Raw genomic sequence first — 22,036 nt, 5'->3', positions numbered from 1 at the left:
GCCATTTCTGGTCATGAACCAAAAACAGCTTTTTAAAATTAACAATTATGCTTTTGCTTTGCTTGGATGTTTTTCATTTGAATGGTCAAACTTAAATAGATAACGCAACATCAACGGACCAATGATCGTCGCTAAGATAATAATAATCAAAAGCATCCCTTGGGCCTCATCGTCAATCACCCCTGCAGCAAGTCCCATTTGTGCAATAACAATTGAGAATTCACCTCGTGGCACAGTTCCGGTACCGATAATTGCCGAATCCAGCCAGCTGTATCCCGTAATTTTGGCTCCAAATCCACTTCCGATAACCTTTGAAAGAATCGCAATGACCGTACCAAAGATAATCATTGGTAAGTAATCCATAATACTGTCAAACTTTACATTCAATCCAACTGATACAAGGAAAATTGGAATAAAGAATGTATATGACACCACATTAGAAGCCTTTTCGACTTTATGTGCGACCTTTGTTTCAGCGATGGCCACACCTGAGAAGAATGTTCCGATGATCGCTGACAACCCAAAGAGTTCCGCTAAACTAGCCAAACTAAAGAGCATGATGAAAGCGCCTAAAATTTCACTATATGAGAAATCTAATTTTTCAAACCAGTGCATGACTGGTGTTGCTACCCAGCGAATAATTGAAAATGCCAAAATAAAGAAAGCAACTTGTAGCATTAGCGTAACCGCAATACCGTGTGATGAACCACCGTGGCCACCTGTTGTAGCGCCCTTGGTTGCAAATACCAGAAATACTGACAGCAAACTAATCGCGAAAACATCATCAAAAATGGCCGCCCCTAATATCGTTTGACCGTTCTTGGTCTTTAAGCGCTTATACTCCTTTAAAACATCAACCGTAATTGACGTTGACATGGCCGCAAAGACAATTCCAAAGAAAATTGACATCGTCACTGACTCATGTAGCACTGATGTCCCGAACCAATAAAAAGCACCTACTGGTAGTAACGCACCAAAGAAAGCAACCGATATAGCTGGAACTAAATATCGCTTTAGTAAGCGCAAATCACTTTCAAGTCCCGCAATAAACATCAGGGTCATTACCCCAATTTCCGCTAAAAACTCGATGTGATTGGTTGGTTTAACCCAGTTTAATACCGCTGGTCCAACAATCACTCCCGCTACCAACTGTCCAACAACAGACGGCAACCCCATTTTCCTAAACAACGTTCCCGAAAGTAACGCTGTTAGTAACATAATGGCAATCATGCCCATTTCACTCATATAACTACCTCCAATTTATGTAAATCCAAACTTAACAGTTCACTTTTGATAAAATTACAACTTCACAGTGTAAAATTAAAATTACAAATAATATTTCTCTAATACTATACTAACATGTATTTACCAAGCACGTAATGGTATTAGCTAATATTATTCAATTTTTTTAACTTTAAGTAAGTTGAATAATATCATTATTTTTTAGACTTTCTTCATATTAAAAAGCCCCCTACGTTTACCGTAGCGGGCTTAGTTTATTTATCGATTTAAAATACGTTTGAGTGACTTGTACATTTTGTGCTTTAGGTGTCGAATTGGATATTCAAATTCACCTAGCATTTGCACCGGTTGTCCATTAAATTCTTTCTTAAATTTAAAGACGCCATCACTACCATCAAATTCACCAGAGATACCCAAGAAATTATACTTTGGTAAGCCCGCTGCAATCGTCTTGCGCATCATAGTGTCTTGAATCAGATATGGACCAAAGAATTCTTTATATTGCTCGTACATACCTGAGTATAAGTATGACATTTCTTGGGGTTGCTCGACAAACAAGGCCCCAGCAATAATCACATCATCCGTTGGGACTTGTTCGCCAAACATATCCATAATTTTTTGGATACGTTTTTGGTGTTGTTGTTTTTGATCGGTAAACTCGTTGAATTGTCCCCGATTTTTTTTGGTTTCCTTCACAGCCAACCGTTCGCCCAACTTGGTTAACTTTTCATCCAATTTTGCAATGACATCTTTTTCATTATTGATATAGTCAACAAAATTGATTTCTGCTACGACATAATGCGCACGTTCTCCATAATCATCAAAGAAAATTTGATAGAATTCTAGGGGCTTATCCGCAAAACCAACGCGCTTAGCTGTGTCTTCAGTTAAGGCCTTAAAGGCGGGTAACTCTTCTCGTGTCAATTCACGTAACTTCACGCCAAATTGCTGCGTTTTTTTCAAATAATATTTTACATCAGGAGCGTAACTTGCAGTTAGCGTCTCATCATTCAGTTGGCGTAAGTCCTTTTCGTAAATCCAACTAGCAACATTCGTCGCTGTCATTCCCTTATCAAAAGGTAAATGAATCGCGCCAATTTTTTCAATGCGATTTAAAAGCATCTCATTCGGATCAGCAACACCATGACCTTCATTATCAAAAATCTGATACGCTTCGTTTGGTGAAAATTTGATGTATAGCCCACCCAATGGCTTTGCATAGGCTTTTAAATGTTCTAAATAAGTGTGCAAAAGTCCATGATCCTCGTAATCAAGAACTGGTCCATGGTTAATTAAGACTTCCTTACCTCCGCGGATCGCATTAAAGGTAACGACAGCACCGGCAATTAACTTGCCATCATGCTTTAAGCCCAAAATCTTAGCTTCGGCGCCACGGTCTTTTAGTAATTCATATTGTTCGATTGATTGTAACATCCCACCATTCGGTTGATTATGCTCAAATGGTGCCCATTCGGCAGGCGTTAACTCCACAAATTTAAATTTATTCATTTTAATGCGTATCCTTATCAATTTGGTATTGGTAGCGACATACTCGCGTTCATTTTTTGGCCACATAGGCAATACCTATGATTTTTCCAACATGTATGCGTCGTCAATCATTTTAACATATTTTTTATTTATGTGAATCTAGAGTCATTGACGTCATTTGAGCTTGATTGCTTTAAATTTTCTTATAATCAGGGTGAAAACTTTGTGAAAGTTGTATAACTATACTATAGTAAATAATGATATATTTTTTAAATTGCCACTGTTAGTGTTAACTCAAAATACATAACAAATTATAAGGAGACTAACTTATGAAATTTGTCGATTTATCCACACGATTGGATGACTGGAATGCCTTTGTTGATCAAAATGCCGATGCAAGTTTTACGCAAAGCAGTCAACAATATCAATTACTTAACCACCGTCAACACAACCCTCTCATTCTTGGTTTAGTTGACGACGATAACAACATCTTGATTGGTTCGCTATTGACGAAGCAATCAGTTAAATTAGGCGTGAAATACAATTTGGAATATGGTCCAGTTGTCAATGATTGGCATGCTGATAAGCTTGTTGACACCTTCTTTGCTGAACTACAAGATTACGCAAAGAAGCACAACATCATGTTCATCACCGTCTCTCCCAACACGATTTACCAGAAATTTGATGATGAAGGCACGCCACTCTCAGAGCCTGATGAAACCGTTATGCATAAAATGACTGAATTAGGTTACAAGCACGAGCCATTTCTTTATGGCATGACTGACACGCAAGCTGTCCCATGGCAATACGTAAAGGACTTAACTGGCATGAGTGCCGATGACATTCATAAGTCTTACCACAAGATGGTGAAACAAGCATTGAAGAAGCAAGCCACTGGTGTACACGTCCGCGAATTAGGCCGTGATGAATTGCCTCTCTTCAAAAAGATTTTAGATGACACAAGTATCCGCCGCAATTTTCACACAAAAGATCTCGACTATTTCGAGACAACCTATGACGATTTTGGCGAACGCGTAAAATTCGTCGTTGCTGAGTTACATTTCCCTGAATACATCGCCAATTTAGATGAAAAATTAGTCGATGTAAACCAAAAAATTGCTGACCTAGAAGAAAAGTTAGCAAATGGCGGTAACGCAGGCCGAATCAATAAGCAATTAGCCGATCTAAATAAGCAACGTGACAATCACACTAAACGCCGTGCCAACATCGTTGAACTACAAGCTGAAAAGAATTCAGATATCTTAGTATTAGCCGGTGCCCAATTTATGATTACACCACAAGAAGTTGATTATCTCTTCTCGGGTTCATATGAACAATATGGTGAATTCTATGGTCCACATCAGATTCAAGATTATATGATTCAAATGACCCATGACCTTGGCATTGATCGCTATAACTTCCTTGGTATTGACGGCCGCTTCGATGGATCAGATGGTGTCATGAATTTCAAAACCAAGTTCAATGGTCATGTTGAACAAAAAGTCGGTACTTTCGATCGACCAGTACAAGGATTTAAGTACCAATTATACCGTCTTGGTAAAAAGATTAAGGGAACAGACTAAGCCGGTCTTCACACCGTGCCCTGTGAATCATACGAATGTTATGGATAACTTCCATTAATAAGGATTACTATGTCATCAACTACGATTATTTACATCTTAATTATCATTTTCGCGAATACTCTGGGTGCTGTTTCGGGAATGGGTGGCGGTATTATTATCAAGCCTGCCATGGACTTTATTAATCAGGACAATTTAAACAATATTAATTTCTTCTCAACTGTCGCCGTTTTAACCATGTCGATTGTTTCAATCTATCGCCAAACACGTTCCGGTATTAACATTGATAAGAAAACGAGTTTAGTTTTGGCAGCTGGATCTATCCTAGGTGGTTTATTAGGTGGTGAAATTTTACAAACCTTCATTAGATATGCGTCCTCGCTCAAAGTCGTTTCTATTGGTCAAACTGTCATCACCATCGGTGTCCTGATTATTATCTTATTAAATAGCCTTTGGCCCCATGCCAACCTCACACTAAAGAAACCCTACTATTATTTCTTTACTGGACTTTGTCTCGGAACACTTTCAAGTGGTTTAAGTATCGGTGGTGGCCCCATGAATACCGCCTTACTCGTTTTCATGTTCAGTACACCGATTAAATCTGCTAACTTATATTCTCTGGTTATCATTTTTTTCTCTCAAGCAGCATCCTTACTGTCACTGAGCGTAAAAACACATGGTTTCTCTGGATATAAGACGAATCTTTTGATGTACATTATTCCGGCAGCAATTATTGGCGGTCTCCTTGGATCAGCCTTAGCCAAACGCTTACCGAACCATGTGATTCAGAAACTATTCATCATCATGGTATCTGGAATTATTTTATTGAATCTCTACAATCTTTCACAAATTATTTAAATAAAAAAGCGTTCGAAATTTAATTCGGACGCTTTTTTACTTTCTAAATTTTTGCTAAATAAATACCAAATAATCCCACAATTAAAATCAGTAACATAATGATAAAAGCAACCCGTGTATGCAATGTTTGTCGTTGTTTACGCGCAAAGCCCATTTCAATTAATCCAATCAATACGACTGCAACCACAACCTTCAGGATTGTTAGTCCAGGATGTTCGTTGTATGCATATGGCACAAGCATAAGGCCACTAGCAATTGCAAACAAGTACCCTAGGCGCGCAACCGTCATATTAATTTTACTCAATTTTTCATTTCGTGAAAAAAGCGCTACACTCACAACAACGAATAATACTACCCATGTAATTAAATGAATCCAAACAAATATCATTTTGATTATCCACCTTTATTTTTTCTCACCTCTCATTGTATAACACTTTAGAAAATAAAATTAGTACGTATTTATTAATTATATTCAATACAATATAATCAATATCAAGTACAATACAGGTATACTCGATTGAGTAACCCTAACATCTATAATCGAAAGGTTCCATTTTTATATGAAATTTAATACCCGTATCATCTATCGCTTGTTATGCCTAATCATTGGATTAACCGTGCACGCAACGGGGTCATCTATCTTACGTGAGGCCCAACTCGGTGTCGATCCATTCACTTCGTTCACCCTGGGGCTTTCATCAACTTTTCATATCGAGCTTGGTTTAATCCATATTCTGGTTAATGGCTTTTTCTTGCTCTTTGTTTTTCTAAAACGTCGATCAGACATTGGCGTTGGGACCTTACTTGGCATGGTTTCAACGGGTTTTCTAATCCAATACATTTCACCACTGCTCAAACCACTCCATCTATCACAAAACCTTTGGGTGATGGGTCTGGCTTTAATTATCGGTGTAGCAATGTTTTCACTTGGTACCAGCTTTGAAATGCTGTCTGATTTGGGTAAATCACCTTATGATAGTGTCGCTCCGATTGTCGCTGATAACCGTCACATCCGATATCGTTATGTTCGTTTAACTCAAGATATTATTATCGCTATTTTGGCATTTTTCCTGCACGGTCCCATTGGGATTGGAACGCTAGTTTGTGCCACATGTAATGGCATCTTCATTTCAACTTGGCGTCGCCTACTCAAAAAAACATATTTGTATCAAAAACACATTGCCCCACATACAAAATAAAGCATACAAAAACAGGTTTGCAACATGTTGCAAACCTGTTTTTTGATTATTCATTTTGACATCTATCATGTTCAACAACCCAAATTTTCATCATGATGACAGATTTCTAGGCGAATAATGCGACAGTGACCGTTTATAATCAAAGCGTCACTTAAAGTGCCAGCAGTTCAAAATTGGTCTAAAATACGCTCAATCCAAGTGCCCTCAGCTGGTCATGGCCGTTAAAATAACATTCAATCATTAAATCTTTGCGAACCACTATATGTTTACCGTATGAGATGCTTTATCATTGCAAAGAGTAAGGCAACCCACACAATCCTAAGCAAATCAATGTAAACCCACACAAGATGAGACAAAGGCCACGATAAGGTAACATTCCTCCATCCTGTTGGGCCCATGTAAAGTTTGCAAAAAGCATTGTCATCGCCACCGCAAGTGTCAATACGGCCACCCGACGCAGATCAAAAATGAATAACTCCCCGCGAGTCATTGATTTTTTAAATCTTTTTTTGATGATATTAAAGCTTTCCACCATTTGCTTGTATCTTTTTTCCTGTTCAATCTCGCTGGCTTTCGGATCTAAGACAATATTCGCTTGTTCTGTAAGTTCATCTAGCACATGGTTAAAATCATTGTCGTTAATATCATTAAGGAACTCATTTAACGTGTCCCGATCAAAGTGTTCTTTAGAATCAAAGTGATATTTTTTCAAAAAAGTCACGAGCGTCATTTCTGGAATTGGATTGCGGTTAACTTTCAAAACGCGATGCCATACAATTGAACGCGTAATAAAAATAACACTTCCTGCAATCACCGCAATGATAATATTTAACACTGTAACAAAATTCATAGATACCTCTTCAAGTTTCATCTTTCAACAACGCGTTTATATAAAAATATAATATTGCTAAATTCTGTAAAACTAAAAGTGTAACAATAACGTATTAATAATATATGAAGTCTTATTATACACCCTTTCGATTCATTTTTGAAGCCCTTTTGCAATCGCACTAATTGAGTGCAAAAAAGACTAGTTCAACCTGTCCAATTGAACAAAAAAGACGCAACCTAAGTTGCGTCTTTTGTTTAAATTTAATTTTAGCCAGCACCGTGTTGGAAGGCAGGGTACAATTCCATACCACCATCGACAACCAATGAAGTACCTGTAATGTAGTGGGCTTGTTCTGAAGCCAAGAATGCAGCTGCATCAGCAACATATTCAGGCTTACCAATTTCACCCATTGGTACCATGCTTTGTGTTTGCATCTTTTGAACAGGATCAGCGAACTTCGCTGCATTGATTGGTGTATCAATGGCACCTGGACAAATGTTGTTTACACGGATACCCTTTTCAGCGTATTCCAATGCAACTGTTTCAGTGAACATCTTAGTTCCACCCTTTGAAGCAGCATAGTGGGCAAACGTTGACCAAGGAATTTGTTGGTGAACAGATGACATGTTAATGATGCTACCCTTCTTGAAGTTCTTCTCGAAGTCGCGAAGTGCTGCACGCGTACCCAAGAAAACACCACCTAAGTTAACATCAATAACCTTTTGCCATTCGTCGTATGGCATATCTGCTGTTGGGAAAGGCTTCTCAATCCCAGCATTGTTGACCCAAACATCAATTGATGAAAAGTTATCTGTAGCAGCCTTAGCTAAAGCTGCTACTTGTTCTTCGTTTGAAACGTCTGCTTGGAAAGTTACCAACTTGTTACCAAACTTATCTTGAATAGCCTTCAAATCATCGGTAACTTTAAGTTCACCAATGTAATCAGCCACAACATTCATACCTTCTTCAAGGTAACGTGTAACAATTGCAAGTCCCAAACCAGTAGTTCCGCCAGTAACGACGGCAGTCTTTCCTTGTAAATCAGTATACATACAATACTCTCCTATTATTTATAAATTAGGCTTCAATTTTAAATGCTTCGTAGATGTCTTCATTCTCTGGATCAACTAACTTACCAACATTGAGCAAGTTATTGATAAAATCATTTGAATTACTTGAAAATGATGTCTTAATCAACTTATCAAATTTTTCAGTGATGTTTTTGACAAGAACTTGAATTGCACCGTTTTCGTCTTCATAGACTAGGACTAGTGAATAGTCTGGAACCTGTTCAAGTGCTTCAAATGCCTTACGAGCGCGACCCCGATGCTCAGACTTTTCAGGCATTGCATCACCATAGTACTTCGTCAAAAGTGTCGTTGCATTTTCCTTACCAACTAATAGTAAGGTTTCATGAATAGTACCCTCCGAATTCAAATTTTCATTTCCCGACAAATACTTCCTGCATTTGCTTATCTTTAATATATCACGAATATTACTAATATTGCAAACGTGTTATATGAAACGATTTTATATAAATGCTTTAATATTACATTCATAAACAACCACAAATCGCTATGTACCAAGGAAACACGTGACCTTTAAAATTACGTAGACTCACAGCGTTTTGCCATTTACCATCCCAAAATATTTGCTACCATCTGTAGGAGTGTTACAATTAGTCAACAGAAGTAGCCACACTATCGGAGGTATGATGAAATGAGTAATCTACAAGATTTAGCCGCAGAAGCGTACATTTTTGCTGTTCCTTTGGTCTATAACCTAGACCAAATGAAGAAATCAGTTGAAGAAGGATTTGGTGTATTACCTGCCGTTCCTTACAACCAATTTAGTTATGGACAAAAATTAACTGATGCAAGCGACAAGTTCGTGACAACAAACAATGATACTGTGTATAACAACGCTCAACTTGATTTGAGCGCTGGTCCTGTCCTATTAGAAATCCCAGATATGGGCGATCGATACTATGTTTTTCAATTTGTTGATGCCTGGACCAACAACTTTGCATACATTGGTCAACGCTCAATTGGTGGTAATGGTGGAAAATTTGTTATTACCTCTGCTGATTACGAGGGGGAATTACCTGAGGGGTATACACAAATTACTGCGCCAACACTCTTCATGGAAATTGTTGGTCGTATCGCTGTTACAGATGAAGCAGACCTTCAAAATGTGAAAGCTTTACAGGCAAATCTTCACCTATACCAAATGAATAAGGAAGCCAAGCCAGCTGGCATTCCTACTGCAACTGGCGACAATGACATGATTTTTTGGAACAAGTTCAAAGCATACTTCAATGAAAGCCATTATGCCCAACGTTACCAACCCTTGATTGATAAGTATAGCACGCTCGGTATTTTTGATGGTAACATTTCAGACGACGCCAAACAAGCCTTGCTTGCCGCGCCTAAGACTGGACAACAACAAATTAAGCATCTCCTTGAAAATGTACCGTTCCCTGTCGAAAATGGATGGCAAAAAGATTTTCATGTTTTCGATTATAATTTCGACTACTTTGAACTCGGATCACTAGATACCGATGAGTGGAAATTACCACATAGCAATGAAAAGGAATTGGTACAAGCTAACTTTATTCGTGCTGCTGCTTTGGGTGGCCTTTGGGGAAACCAAGGATTTGAAGCAGTTTATCTGCCAATTTACGTTGATTCAGATAATAAGCAATTAAACGGAAGTCACGATTACGAAGTTCACTTCGAACAAACACCACCAACAAATGCTTTTTGGTCAGTGACAATGTACAATACGACTGGATTTACCCTTGTTGAAAACCCAATTGATCGATATTCAATTGGTGATCGCACTAAGGGCATTAAGTACGACGAAGATGGTGGACTTACAATCCGCATCTCTCACAAGGAACCCCAAGATGACGCAAATTGGTTACCATCACCAGATGCCGATTTCCGTCCCGTACTTCGCGTATACTTGCCAACTGAAGATGTTATTAATGGCACTTACCATTTCCCTGCCATCAAGAAAATTTAAGCATCTTTTGAACACGCTCATAATGAGCGTGTTTTTTTATACGCCATAAGTATGCGCACTTATTTGATATAATATAATTACAATAAAAATAATAAAGTTAGGTGTAATTATGACAATCGCAAACTTTCCTACATTAAATAAACAGTTAAATCAATGGCAGTCTCACCTAAATGATTACGGCCCACGTCTTACGGCCAACTCAACTCATAAAGAGTCAATTAATTGGTTAAAAGAGGAAATTCAAAAGTTAGACTATGCAATCACCTCTGATGTTCACTATTTAAATTTTTGGGAAGCAACCGCATATAGTGTCAGGTCTGTTAACCAAGAAATCCCACTTTCATCATACTTCCCATATTCTGGATTAACTTCGGATACGGGCATTACGGCTCCACTTATTTTTGCTGATACTAATGTCTCACAAGATGTTAGAGGTAAAATCCCGGTATTCATTATGGATATTTCAAAAGTAGGCACTGCAACATTCAATTCTGAAGAAATTATGCACCCTATGAATATTTCAGCCATAGCCATAAATGCTTTAGCAGCAGCTAAAACGAAAGGTGCCGTCGGCGCTATTTTCGTCTGGGAGAACCTAAGTCCAGAATTATCAGGCAAAGAGATCCTACCTTTCCAGAATGAATTTATGGACATCCCTGCGGTGTGGACTAATGCGGCACAAATTGATACCCTTCGAGAAATGGCGGATTCAAAAACCCCTGTCACCTTAACACTAGTCGGAAACTATGTTGAGAATACCGAAACAGAAAGTTTTTTCGTTAAAATACCTGGCACTAATCCAGATAACCACGAATCTCTTCTGCTCACGACACATACCGATGGCCCCAATGCCATTGAGGAAAACGGTCCAATCGCCCTGCTCACCATTCTCAAATATCTAAAGGACTCACGAACAACATTTCCTCAAACCCTGATTGTCGCGTTCGTTAGCGGACACTTTCAACAACGCCAAATGGGACCGGACAACGCAAAAGCAACTGGGCGTTGGTTAGATAAGTTCCCCGAACTATGGGATGGGCAAGGACCACACCTTAAAGCAAAATTTGCATTAACATTGGAACATCTCGGCTGTTTACACTATTACGATAATCAAACCCATCAGTTTGTGCAGTCATCCACTCCACAAGAAAACTATGCTTACCTAAATACTGATAATGAGACCAGTCATCTTTTAGAAAAGATGATAACTACCTGCGATGACATCGATGATATCACCTACCTTGATCCAACTCAGGCAGCCTATTTTGGCGAAGGCATGCCAATTTATAAACGCGGTATTCCAAATATGGCGATGATTACAATGCCTGAATGGCTATTCCTTGAGCCACTACCCTTTACACAACCTGATATGCAATTAATGCGAGCTCAGATTGATACCGCTATTGCTATATTAAAAGCAATTAGCCAATCAGCGTAATCTTTAAATCGCTTGATCAAAAACGCCAAAACTGATTCTTTCTTGTTGACGGCGCTACTTTTATTATCTATAATACTATTTTGTATATAATAACTTATAAAGGATAGCACTTATGGATACACATGCAACCAACAAGCCCCTGTCAGGTTTCACATTAAATGGCACACAATTAAAATTTATCGCCGCGTTCTTTATGCTAATTGACCATATCAATAGTTACTTCCCCGAGGTGACTCCCGACTGGTTTAGTTTTTTAGGGCGTTTCGTCGCACCAGTTTTTACTTTCTTACTTGTAGAAGGCTTCTTCTACACACATAGCCGTCGTAAATACTTGGAACGCTTAATACTTGGTGCAAGCGTTATGCTCGTCATTAATACCATTCAAAATTGGATCACTGGGGCTGCGTTTGATACTTTCACCCATAAATTCAGCTTCTTTTTACTATTTCTAAGCGGTCACAATATTTTCATAACCCTGGCCTTGATGTTTTCAGTCATTTGGTTGATTGAAATGCTACGTCATCAAACTCACATAAAGACTAAAATCATGTTGGCACTGCCCATCTCGCTTTTGATGTTGGTCACTTTGATGGTTGAAGGTGGCATTTATCTACTGCCAATCGTTCTGGTCTGCTACTTTTCTCACAACCAGAAGAAATGGGTCTTATCATTTATCCTACTGTTTTCAGTTATTCTTTTGGCAAAATCTATTTTCAACTACTATCAAATGCAGGTACCAAATGAAAGCCTGTTCAGTTACTTGACCTTTTCATCTGAATTCATGATGGTTATCGCGGTTCCCTTGCTTGGCCTATATAATGGGAAGCGTGGCGGAAATGGTTCCCAGTGGGATAAAAACTTCTTTTACTACTTCTACCCAGCTCACTTAACTGTCATCTATATCATTTATGATTTAATCCACATTTTCTAAAAAAAGACCATCACTTCAGTAGTGGTGGTCTTTTTGCTTACCGATATAACAAACAAAATTTGTACGCTTTCATCTAAACTATCACCAATTGCGCATACCTACTTTCAAAGTTTGTCAATGATGATTTATTTAATAATCTCAAGTTCATCTGGTTTACAAAACTAGATGAAAGGTTTAACATTATCTTGTATAACACTAATGATAATTAAAGAGAGGTCTAATATGCCAAGCCTAACACCGTCAAACAGACACTACCTTATCAAATATGAAATGTTAAACACCATCACACATGCACTGGGGGCCCTAGCTGCAATCATCGGTGCTACATTATTACTCGTAAAAGCATGGCAACATCATCTGTCATCGCTCACATTAACAGCTCTCTCTATTTATGCGATTTCGATGATTGGCTTTCTACTCGCCTCAACGCTCTTCCACGCCCTTGTTTTTACCAAAGCCGGTAAGCTTTTCCAATTTTTTGATCATTCCGGTATTTACTTCATTATTTTAGGAAGTTACACCCCGTATACTTGGCTATTTTTACCACCTAATATCGGTTGGCCAATTTGGTTTACAATTGCTGGGTGTACAGTCCTCGGACTCATTTATGATTTATTTTTTGTTGGTCGTTGGCCATGGCTTTCCGTTATTATTTATGTCTGCATGGGTTGGCTGGTCGTTTTGGTCTTTCCGATGGTATATGCCGCACTTTCCCCAACCTCATTTATCCTACTTCTTGCCGGTGGCATAGTTTATACGATTGGCGCTATTTTCTATCTCCTACCCAAAATTCCGTATGCCCATGTTTACTGGCATATTTTTGTTTTGATTGCCGCTACCCTAATGTACATCTCTATCTATGACATGCTTTTCTAGAAAAAACACCACTCGTTCAAAAGAACAAGTGGTGTTTTTGTTTTAAATAAAACCATTTAGAGGTCTACATGTAACACGCAACTATAATTCTCGTTGCATGTTTACATGATTCATCCCAGCATCCAGAAAGACATCCCCACGTTGCGTGAACCCCAACTTGTCGTAAAAGGGTTTTGCAGTTACCTGAGCATTAAGATCCATCGACCTCGCCGACTGAAGTCTAGCATCTGTCATAATTTGTTGCATAAGTTGCTGCGCTAATCCACGCCCACGTGCGTGACTAAGGGTTGCGACACGTTCAATATGCCAATTATCTCCTTGCACCTGCACTCTAGCCGTTGTTACCGGCTTATCGGCCAAATAGCCTACATAATGGATTCTATTTTGATCTTCATCATCATGCTCGCGCTGTTCTTGAACCCTTTGTTCAGCAATAAAAACAGCATCTCGAATCATTAAAGCATCATCTGCCAATTCACCAAGACCGGTTTGCTTTTTAATATCAACTTTATCCATAACTACCTCCGTTCTCTAAAAGCACATGTTATTGAACATGCTGTTATACTTCATTTTTTAACAAATTAATTTTAAAAACCCGACCTGTCAGTCTACACTAACAAATCAGGTTCAATAAATCATCTGTTATTTTACAGCTTACACTAAGCTGCATTCTTTTTATTCGTAAGGTATGACTTAATCCCTGTAATAACTGCTGGCAAAACAGAGATGAACAGGATACCAAAAATCACGAGAGAAAAATGTTGTTGAATAAATGGAATACGTCCGAAAAAATAACCGGCTGGAATACATACCAAAGTCCACAGTGCTGCCGCAATCATATCCAACATGATGAATTTCTTATATGGATAACCGGATAGCGCTGCTGTAAAGGGCGATAGTGTCCGAATAATGGGCATAAAACGCGCCAAAATAATTGCAAAAGCACCATACTTTTCAAAGAAATGATTGGCATCATCCAAATTCTTTTGAGAAATAAAATGCCCCAATACCTTACTATGCACCAACGGCAAACCAATACGACGACCAATGAAGAAGTTTAGCGTATCACCTAAAATAACCGCAATCCAAACAATCGCAATCAAAATAAAAGGATTCAACATATTTTTCGGCAAAGCCGCTACTGCTCCAGCTGCAAAAAGTAGTGAATCACCAGGTAAGAACGGAAAGATAACCGATCCTGTTTCAAAAAAGATGACTGCAAAAATCAATGCGTACGACCAAGGTCCTAAAATATTCACCCAGTGGTCTAAATGCTTATCAAGATGTAAAAAGACATCTATAACTGTCGAAACTGTATTCATTTCAAACGTTTCCCATTTCCTTTTTTCCTACAATGGATTTAACTTGTTCGCCCCATATTTTTCATGACTTGGCGAAAAAGACCAAGTGCAAAACAAATTACGGCACATGCTAATAGCATACTCCCTAAAACGTCAGATGGGTAGTGGTCTCGTAAAAAGACTCGGGAAATTGCAACCGTCATGACCCATAAACCTGCTAACACATAGGTTACATCATGTACTAATACTGACTGACTTTTCTTATAGATGATTAGTGCTAACGCGAAAGCAATCATACTCGTTGTAAACACATGTCCACTCGGAAAACTATAACCAGAATCAATCACAAGTTTTCCAGATGGCCGTGGTCGTTGAACCAATACTTTAAATAAAAGCGCTAACGCACTTCCACCAAAAAAAGTCATAAAAATGAATATTCCTAACCTAAAGTGACGAAAAAGCGATAACACAACCACAATTAACATCGCTAATACCGTATTAAATGCTGGACTACCCAAGTCCGATATACCATTCATAAACATCGTTAAAAAAGGCATTTCCGCAGGATTTAGAAAATTGAAAATTGCGTGATCAAACTCATTGATGATTTCCCCATGTAAGACCACCATGCTACCAAGCATTAAAAACAGTATAAAAAATATTCCTGCTCCAATATATAATCTGTGCGTAGGTTTGTTTTGAACTTCATTTGACATACAGTGTCCCAACTTCTTTTTTTATTTATTTTAGTTATAGCTCTACTAACTTAAAACACGCTAAACCGTTGAGCCGCCGGCATTTTATTAAGCCAAACCCGTTTCAAAAACACAAAAAAACGCATCCCGATTAACGGAATACGATTTTTTTAAATGTTATTACTTCAAGAAATCTTTTGACTCATAGGCTGGATTAGGATAGTTATAAAATCCCTTACCGTTTTCTTGGCCCTTATAGCCTTCATCAACCATCTGTTGGATTTTGTCTAATCCTGCATCAAAGCCATCCGGCACATCATCTGTACGTCCATTCGAAAGAATTGTGTGCAAACTTGGTAACCCAATTTCATCCATGATAGCAAAAGCCCCACGTGGTGCTCCAGTAGCAATCATCCATGTCTTGTCAATTGTTTGCGGATCAGCCACACCGTTACCTCATAGAGCCAAAGCGGCATTCGTGAAAGGTCCCAATAACGCGTTCAACACATAACCATGTTGTTCTTTCTGCATGACAATTGGCACCATCCCGATTTCACGGGCAAATGCGACAACTGCCTTTTCAACATCAGGATCCGTCTTATCTGAGACCATGATTTCGGCTGTATTTTGCACCCAAATTTGGTTAGCAAAATGCAAATTCAAAAACTTATCAGGTCGGTCGGTAAATCCATTCAACTCAGAAGTCGTCATCGTTGATGAGTTTGAAGCAAAAATTGTTTCGGGCGCAGCTACCGCTGATAACTCCTTATAGAAACTCTTCTTGATGTCTAAGTTTTCTGGCACAGCTTCAATCACAATGTCCTTACCGTTAACCGCTTCGGCTAAATCAGTTGAAAAAGTCAAATTAGCATGAGCCGCATTGATCTGATCGTCAGTAGCATGCATATCTGTACGATAACTGGCAGCCCAACCATCAATCTTCTTTTCGGCTGCAGTAATCGCTGCATCACTAACATCATAAACCGTTACTTGCTTACCAAAATAAGCACTCTGATAAGCGATTTGACTACCTAAGGTTCCACCACCTGCTACTAAAACATTCTTCATTTTCATTTCTCCTTTTTTGAATACCCACAAATCACACTACTATTGTCGTGTTTTGAGACCCTTTCAAAAAAAACGGATATCTAATTCACGATTTTACTTAAATTTTCTTTTCGCCAGACTCAGCTTCACGCGTTTCGTGTGCTGATTCTGTAAACCGTGCTTGTTTCTCTAAGCGTTCAGTTTTACGCTTTTCATCTTCCACTTCTCGTGCATCGGCAGCTTCAAATTCGTGTCGCTCTTCCATTATCGCTCACCTTCTTCAGCTTTCTTTTCGTTAACCCAGCCCGCTTTACTATAATGTTCTTCTTCGTGCTTATAATATTCTTCTTCGTGCTTATAATATTCTTCATCTGCATCGGTTGCTTTTGACTCGGCTGCATCTGTTAAAGCTTCATCAATTTGCTTAGCTTTTGCTTCTTCAGCCGCTTCGCGGTTTGCTTTTAATCCATCTCGCATCGTTGCCATCATAAGTCCTCCGAAAAAATATAGTTCCAACCGCCCTGGTTGTTAACACTATCTTAACACAAATGTAATCCTCTGTAAAATAAAAAAGGTGGAAATCACAACTAGTTATATCTAAATATATATAACATCTATTAAATTGCGTTAAATAATAAAAAAGACCGCACTAATGCGCACATTAGCCCAGGCCTCTTATTGTCTTCGTCCACTTATGATTCAACGCCAAGAACCGTCTTGACGCCCTCTTCAAAATTAGGTACATCATCATCTAAAACTTCGTATAAATCGTTACGTACATTTGCTAAGTCACCGTTACGGATTAATTGTTGGAAAACCACAAATAAGTCTGCCGTTGACTCGCCGAACCCATCATTCAATAAGCTCTGCTTATAGTCAGCATCTGAAACTTGTTCAATCTCGAGCGTATTGCTTGTCACACGTGCCACAGTTTCCGCAAGCTCTTCAAAGGTATGGGCACGACCAGAAAATTCGTAGATTTCTTTTGGATTATCCATTTGCAATAACTTCACTGCAGCTCGAACATATTCAACTTCGAGCGCCCAGCCTACTTTACCGCTATCGGCTGAATAAATGGCCTGACCATCATTGACCACTTTATTGATAAGCGGCATTTCATTTTCAAGATACCAATTATTTCGTGCAAACGTATGCGCAATACCCGTTTCACGAATTAAAGCTTCAGTTGCCTTGTGATCACCTGAAAGTGGGTTATCAACTTTATCAGCATGTGGGAAACTAGTATACACAATAAACTGAACTTCCGCATTTTGTGCAGCGCTCAAAATGTTTTTGTGTTGGTCCAATCGTGGAAAATCAGCATTGGGTTGCGATGAAATAAATAATAATTTATCCACGCCCTGCATTGATTTCGTTAAAGTATCCACTGAATCATATGATCCCGGTCGCACTTCAACCCCTGCTCCAAACATCGCTTCGGCTTTTTCAACGTTTCGAGCTAAGGCAATGACTTGATCATGATCTGTCAATTGTTCCTGCAACATTTTTACAGCTTGACTTCCAAAACGACCTGTTGCGCCTGTAACAGCAAATTTCATTGATATACCCTCTTTCGTATTTGCTTACTTTTAATACATTATATCACTAAATTCATTCAGTAACTAAATCGCGAGTATTTTTAACAGTCATTAGCGCATTAAAAAAGCTAAGTGTTGTTTTAACACTTAGCTGATGTTTATGGTAAAGTCTTACGCTTCAAATCATTTTCGGAAACTTGATAGGTTCCGGTGGTAATGTTTTCACGGTATGTCTTTTGAGCTAGTTTTTGATAAGTTTGGTGTGGCTTAGGCATCACCATGTATTCATATTGACTATTAATATCTTTAAACTGATCTGGTGAAACATTGAAAGCTTCTTTAGCATCAGCATTTTCAGTGAAGAAATAGTATCTTGCCACAAAATCGGCATAATATGAATTCACGTCATCCTGATCTGCATCAACTAACAGTATCCGTTGATCGTTCAATTGATTAATTTCAGGTGTCACCTGCTTTAATAACTGTGGCAGCGCATGTTCATTCAGGCGGTCGTTAAAATGCATACCACCGATTTCTGAATTCACACCAATGACTGAAAATGTGAAGAAAAACATTCCAGCATATTGATAACACTTTTTGGCAGGTAACGAACTAAACGACCTTAAATCACGTTTGTTAAAATCCTGTTCTTTAAAATGCTCATCTAAGGTAATGACTAAGGTAGCTGCACTTAAGAGGATTAACAGAATAATCATTGTTGAGAGATATCGTTCGAATCCCGCTAAGACAACGGCTTCAGCCCGTGGCATTGATAAAATATACATGCCATAGATGCTTACATAATAAAGCAGGAATAAGCCATCGAACAGTATTGTCATTTTTAACAATCGGTTTTTAAGGCCCAGCCAACGCATTCCCAACCACGTTGCAAGTAAGACGCCATTAATTAATAGCAGCCCTGCGTTGATAGCGTGCCTAAATCAGCATTCGCATGTAACATCTTTTGGGCAATATCAATCAAATATGACGTGTGCTCACCCGATAGCTGTTGCCCATATGAAGCTGTATCAATTTGATGTTTTGATTCCGGAAAAGTATGTTTCACATGTTGTTGCCACCAGTAAAACGGCATTACACTTACAATGATAGCCAACACCCATAGCGCCATATTTTTAAGACCAACGCGATAGATTACTTGCCACTGTTGGCAGCGCTTGTGCCACATGCCATTAATTTTAAAGAGCATATACAAGTAATAAGCAAAGATAATACCTGCAAAGAATGCCCCGGAATTTTTAATTAATAATAAATTAGCAACAGCCAAAATGACATGAATAAATTGTTGTCTGTATTGCTGGCGGTAAACATAAACGCCTGCTAGCCCAGCTAAAGTCACAGCCGCGAGCACGTAGTCGACCAACAGATTATTAAATCGGATTTGGACATTAAATATCATCGTAATGGCGATGGCCAAAACTAACAATCCTGATAACATCATGCGCGTCTTATCGCGCATGAAACCAAAAACACTGTACACGGCAGCCCAAATATAGCAGAACTGCGCTAAAAGCATATTGGATTCACTAAATCCGACAAAGTGTATTACGTAATTAATGAATAATCCCATCGCGGGGGGATATGACGTAAATGAAATAACCCCATCTAGACTGGCATTTGTTGGTAGGCGTCCCGTGAAATGCATAAATTTCACTATTGTCGCCCAATGTGAAAAATTATCATAATGGACCATGATACTGTGATAAATACCAATGGCGAGCAGGCCACCCAAGACAATCATCCATACATCAAAAGCATGGATTTCAACGGGTAAGGGCGCCTTCTTTAAGCCAAAAATCCGAATGATATAACCAATCAATAAAAGCCAACCCAGCCCGTTAACGCAGTAAATCCCTAGGTTGAGCTGATTCAACATACCAAACAAATATAAAATAACCGTTTGAATCCAAAAAGCCGTAATCCATGCCAGGTAAGGCGAGATGCCACACACGCGGAGCATTCGTTCGTAACCCAGTAACGATCCAAGGAGCATTAAAATGCCGAAAATATTCATAATGATTTACCTCGTTTCACTTTTTCAGTTAAACGACGATTGATGCGTTTCCGCCAATTCTCAACACGATGCATAACATTCAGCCACAATACATCTAGCGTCGTAATCCACTTATCTTGTTCACTCGTCAGATTTGCATTGGCTCCATCATAGACGAGTCGTAAATAAGCATTCAGTTGCTCAGGTGTTTGATCTTGCTCTTGTAGTTGCATAACCGCATAGACGCCATCATCAAGTGAAAATACACGCAAAATCGTGCCTTGCAGTATAATTGGTTTTTCATTTGGCACCTGCAACGTGACCGTATGATCTTCGCCAACACCAATGAGTGAAGTCTGTACATCAACTAATTTAAATTTAAGCGCTGTGTCTGAAAGATCTATTGTCTGAATGTTGATGTCCACTCGTCCAAGCTGAACAACACCAGACAAACTTCGTGAAAAGCGTTCAGTTGAACGGAACAATTGTCGGCCACTGGCGATAAACAAACAAAATGTTAAGTTAATAAAATGCGTTAATAGCCAAAATGTAATGACACTTCCGTACAAAATTTCTGAACCGAATTTACCGTAATTGAACTTAATCAATGCCAGTAAAATCATCCCCCATAATATTAAATATGGGAGCAGATATAATCGATCACGCCACGATGTTTTATTAGACTTATCAGTTACAATGAATTTTTTCTCTTTGATTCCGAGACTTTCAAGTAAAACAGGCACCACCAAAAATGGCGCAAAAAAGGTTTCTTGTACCTCACCCCATCGCTCATTACGGATTGGTCCTGATGTATCACCCAAAACCCAATGTTGTAAGAAATACCCTGGCGCCCAAAAACACATTAATAGCCAAAAATTAGCCATCACGACTGGTTGATTGAATAAGGCAAATAGAATCGGCGCCATAATGAAAATAACTCTTCTAAAAAATGACCACCAATATAAATAACTATTAATTAAAATAAGGCGATTAACAGCTGGAAAATGACGGTTAGTAAAAATTCGCAAATTTCGACATGACTGCATCACCCCTCGAGCCCAGCGTTTGCGTTGCGTAATCACACCTTTCAAATCAAGTGGCGATAAACCACTCGCCTGCGGCACTTGAGTAGAGTAGCTCACATAGCCTTGCAAATTAATTAGGGCACCTAACTCAAAATCTTCAGTTAATGTGTCAGTTGGAAAGCCGCCCACGGCATCAATTGCTTCACGTAAAAATAACGCATTTGATCCGGTAAAAATGGCAGCTCCATTAGCACTATTCAAAACATTGATATCCCGAGAAAAATAATCTTGTTCATTCGGAACAATATTCTCAGAAAATAAATTATATTGGAAAATGTCAGCATTATAAAAACTTTGTGGCGTTTGTAGAAAGCCCAGTGGTTTTTGGTTTTGATCTTCTTGCATTTGCGCCCAATTTTGTAAGAAAGGTGGGACACTGGCATCAAGGAAGGTTGAATATGGAATCATATCAGCATCGAAAATGGCCACTAATGGCGCCTTTAACGTTTTCAACGCATGATTAATATTCCCCGACTTAGCTTCCGTATTACCTGAAAGTCCGACATATTTAACACCATAATCTGAGGCTAACGCTGCTACCTCAGGTCGATTTCCATCGTCAGCAATACAAACAGTCACACCAGCTGAATTGTCATAACGTAATTTCACAGCTGCATTGACTGTTTTACGTAGCAAGGCGACATCTTCATCATGTGTGACAATCAAAATGTCCACGTCAGGCAAAGGCATCCCTGTCGGATATGCCAAGTCATCAAGATGTTGCGTTAACTGATGTTTTGATACGCGCAATCGCAAAAAGATGGTTAGGTACGCTGTACAATTTGAGGTTATCTCGCAGACAACCAAAATAATGGCAAAAACAATTAACCATAGCGAGGCATGCCATGGCAGCGTAAACCCAACGCGCCAAACTAAATATAAAATAGT

Annotated in this window: 22 protein-coding genes and 1 pseudogene; 7 read left to right on the top strand and 16 right to left on the bottom strand. The window is 38.8% G+C overall.

The features are described 5' to 3' along the window. Nucleotides 1-45: 45 nt before the first annotated feature. Both IV50_RS04450 and IV50_RS04445 read right to left on the bottom strand, forming a co-directional pair. Nucleotides 46-1,245 carry a cation:proton antiporter gene (locus IV50_RS04450; RefSeq protein ID WP_057745661.1) on the bottom strand — a complete coding sequence of 400 codons (1,200 nt, stop codon included), beginning with the start codon at nucleotides 1,243-1,245 and terminating at the stop codon, nucleotides 46-48. A 255-nt stretch (nucleotides 1,246-1,500) separates the two neighbouring features. After that, entirely contained in the window at nucleotides 1,501-2,751 is a 1,251-nt protein-coding gene (locus tag IV50_RS04445; RefSeq protein WP_057745658.1) for a peptidoglycan bridge formation glycyltransferase FemA/FemB family protein, read from the bottom strand. 308 nt (nucleotides 2,752-3,059) lie between these two features. Here IV50_RS04445 and IV50_RS04440 point away from each other — a divergent pair, with 308 nt between their 5' ends. Both IV50_RS04440 and IV50_RS04435 read left to right on the top strand, forming a co-directional pair. Then, nucleotides 3,060-4,313 carry a peptidoglycan bridge formation glycyltransferase FemA/FemB family protein gene (locus IV50_RS04440; protein WP_057745655.1) on the top strand — a complete coding sequence of 418 codons (1,254 nt, stop codon included), beginning with the start codon at nucleotides 3,060-3,062 and terminating at the stop codon, nucleotides 4,311-4,313. Nucleotides 4,314-4,382: 69 nt separating this feature from the next. Then, a complete protein-coding gene (locus IV50_RS04435; protein WP_057745652.1) occupies nucleotides 4,383-5,168 on the top strand; it encodes a sulfite exporter TauE/SafE family protein in 786 nt (261 codons plus the stop codon). A 43-nt stretch (nucleotides 5,169-5,211) separates the two neighbouring features. Here the strand turns inward: IV50_RS04435 and IV50_RS04430 are convergent, their stop codons facing one another. Further along, the gene (locus IV50_RS04430; RefSeq protein WP_057745649.1) at nucleotides 5,212-5,556 is read right to left on the bottom strand and encodes a YisL family protein; all 345 of its coding nucleotides are present in this window, start codon (nucleotides 5,554-5,556) and stop codon (nucleotides 5,212-5,214) included. Between the two features lie 172 nt (nucleotides 5,557-5,728). Here IV50_RS04430 and IV50_RS04425 point away from each other — a divergent pair, with 172 nt between their 5' ends. Then, complete coding sequence (locus IV50_RS04425; RefSeq protein ID WP_057745647.1) at nucleotides 5,729-6,367, top strand: YczE/YyaS/YitT family protein; 639 nt, start codon at nucleotides 5,729-5,731, stop codon at nucleotides 6,365-6,367. A gap of 286 nt (nucleotides 6,368-6,653) precedes the next feature. Here the strand turns inward: IV50_RS04425 and IV50_RS04420 are convergent, their stop codons facing one another. From IV50_RS04420 to IV50_RS04410, 3 genes are all read right to left on the bottom strand, one after another. After that, nucleotides 6,654-7,217 (bottom strand): hypothetical protein, encoded by a 564-nt coding sequence (locus tag IV50_RS04420; RefSeq protein WP_057745644.1) that lies wholly within the window; start codon nucleotides 7,215-7,217, stop codon nucleotides 6,654-6,656. A gap of 248 nt (nucleotides 7,218-7,465) precedes the next feature. Continuing rightward, on the bottom strand, nucleotides 7,466-8,251 hold the full coding sequence (locus IV50_RS04415; RefSeq protein WP_057745641.1) for a glucose 1-dehydrogenase: 786 nt from the start codon (nucleotides 8,249-8,251) through the stop codon (nucleotides 7,466-7,468). A gap of 25 nt (nucleotides 8,252-8,276) precedes the next feature. After that, nucleotides 8,277-8,654 carry a hypothetical protein gene (locus tag IV50_RS04410; protein WP_057745637.1) on the bottom strand — a complete coding sequence of 126 codons (378 nt, stop codon included), beginning with the start codon at nucleotides 8,652-8,654 and terminating at the stop codon, nucleotides 8,277-8,279. 264 nt (nucleotides 8,655-8,918) lie between these two features. Here IV50_RS04410 and IV50_RS04405 point away from each other — a divergent pair, with 264 nt between their 5' ends. From IV50_RS04405 to trhA, 4 genes are all read left to right on the top strand, one after another. Beyond that, nucleotides 8,919-10,226: a DUF1254 domain-containing protein gene (locus tag IV50_RS04405; RefSeq protein WP_057745634.1), complete on the top strand. Its 1,308-nt coding sequence runs from the start codon at nucleotides 8,919-8,921 to the stop codon at nucleotides 10,224-10,226. Nucleotides 10,227-10,335: 109 nt separating this feature from the next. Then, nucleotides 10,336-11,664: a hypothetical protein gene (locus IV50_RS04400; protein WP_057745631.1), complete on the top strand. Its 1,329-nt coding sequence runs from the start codon at nucleotides 10,336-10,338 to the stop codon at nucleotides 11,662-11,664. 112 nt (nucleotides 11,665-11,776) lie between these two features. After that, the gene (locus IV50_RS04395; protein ID WP_057745629.1) at nucleotides 11,777-12,595 is read left to right on the top strand and encodes a TraX family protein; all 819 of its coding nucleotides are present in this window, start codon (nucleotides 11,777-11,779) and stop codon (nucleotides 12,593-12,595) included. A 222-nt stretch (nucleotides 12,596-12,817) separates the two neighbouring features. After that, nucleotides 12,818-13,471, top strand: a complete 654-nt coding sequence (gene trhA, locus IV50_RS04390) for a PAQR family membrane homeostasis protein TrhA (protein WP_057745626.1) — start codon at nucleotides 12,818-12,820, stop codon at nucleotides 13,469-13,471. An 81-nt stretch (nucleotides 13,472-13,552) separates the two neighbouring features. Here trhA and IV50_RS04385 read toward each other — a convergent pair whose 3' ends face one another. The 10 genes and pseudogenes from IV50_RS04385 to IV50_RS04345 form a co-directional block, all read right to left on the bottom strand. Continuing rightward, on the bottom strand, nucleotides 13,553-13,987 hold the full coding sequence (locus IV50_RS04385) for a GNAT family N-acetyltransferase (protein ID WP_057745624.1): 435 nt from the start codon (nucleotides 13,985-13,987) through the stop codon (nucleotides 13,553-13,555). Between the two features lie 143 nt (nucleotides 13,988-14,130). Further along, a complete protein-coding gene (locus IV50_RS04380; protein ID WP_057745621.1) occupies nucleotides 14,131-14,793 on the bottom strand; it encodes a VTT domain-containing protein in 663 nt (220 codons plus the stop codon). Nucleotides 14,794-14,831: 38 nt separating this feature from the next. Beyond that, the gene (locus IV50_RS04375; RefSeq protein WP_057745618.1) at nucleotides 14,832-15,488 is read right to left on the bottom strand and encodes a phosphatase PAP2 family protein; all 657 of its coding nucleotides are present in this window, start codon (nucleotides 15,486-15,488) and stop codon (nucleotides 14,832-14,834) included. Between the two features lie 159 nt (nucleotides 15,489-15,647). Next, nucleotides 15,648-16,541, bottom strand: a pseudogene (locus tag IV50_RS04370) (3-hydroxyacyl-CoA dehydrogenase). Between the two features lie 91 nt (nucleotides 16,542-16,632). Beyond that, nucleotides 16,633-16,779: a hypothetical protein gene (locus tag IV50_RS07840; RefSeq protein WP_156405015.1), complete on the bottom strand. Its 147-nt coding sequence runs from the start codon at nucleotides 16,777-16,779 to the stop codon at nucleotides 16,633-16,635. Further along, nucleotides 16,779-17,000 (bottom strand): hypothetical protein, encoded by a 222-nt coding sequence (locus IV50_RS04365; protein WP_057745615.1) that lies wholly within the window; start codon nucleotides 16,998-17,000, stop codon nucleotides 16,779-16,781. Before IV50_RS04365 ends, IV50_RS07840 begins: the two co-directional genes overlap by 1 nt. 206 nt (nucleotides 17,001-17,206) lie before the next feature. Further along, a complete protein-coding gene (locus IV50_RS04360) occupies nucleotides 17,207-18,073 on the bottom strand; it encodes an NAD(P)H-binding protein (RefSeq protein WP_057745613.1) in 867 nt (288 codons plus the stop codon). A 137-nt stretch (nucleotides 18,074-18,210) separates the two neighbouring features. Further along, nucleotides 18,211-18,891: a hypothetical protein gene (locus IV50_RS07770; RefSeq protein WP_141324835.1), complete on the bottom strand. Its 681-nt coding sequence runs from the start codon at nucleotides 18,889-18,891 to the stop codon at nucleotides 18,211-18,213. 68 nt (nucleotides 18,892-18,959) lie between these two features. Beyond that, nucleotides 18,960-20,084, bottom strand: a complete 1,125-nt coding sequence (locus tag IV50_RS07765; protein ID WP_057745607.1) for a hypothetical protein — start codon at nucleotides 20,082-20,084, stop codon at nucleotides 18,960-18,962. Beyond that, a complete protein-coding gene (locus IV50_RS04345; protein ID WP_236697697.1) occupies nucleotides 20,081-21,904 on the bottom strand; it encodes a glycosyltransferase family 2 protein in 1,824 nt (607 codons plus the stop codon). The genes IV50_RS07765 and IV50_RS04345 overlap by 4 nt, the downstream gene beginning before the upstream one ends. Nucleotides 21,905-22,036: the final 132 nt, after the last annotated feature.

Origin of the sequence: Weissella viridescens (assembly GCF_001437355.1) — a bacterium.
GTDB lineage: Bacteria > Bacillota > Bacilli > Lactobacillales > Lactobacillaceae > Weissella > Weissella viridescens.
Note: the sequence above shows the minus strand (reverse complement) of the source record. Positions and strands in the feature narration are given on the sequence as shown.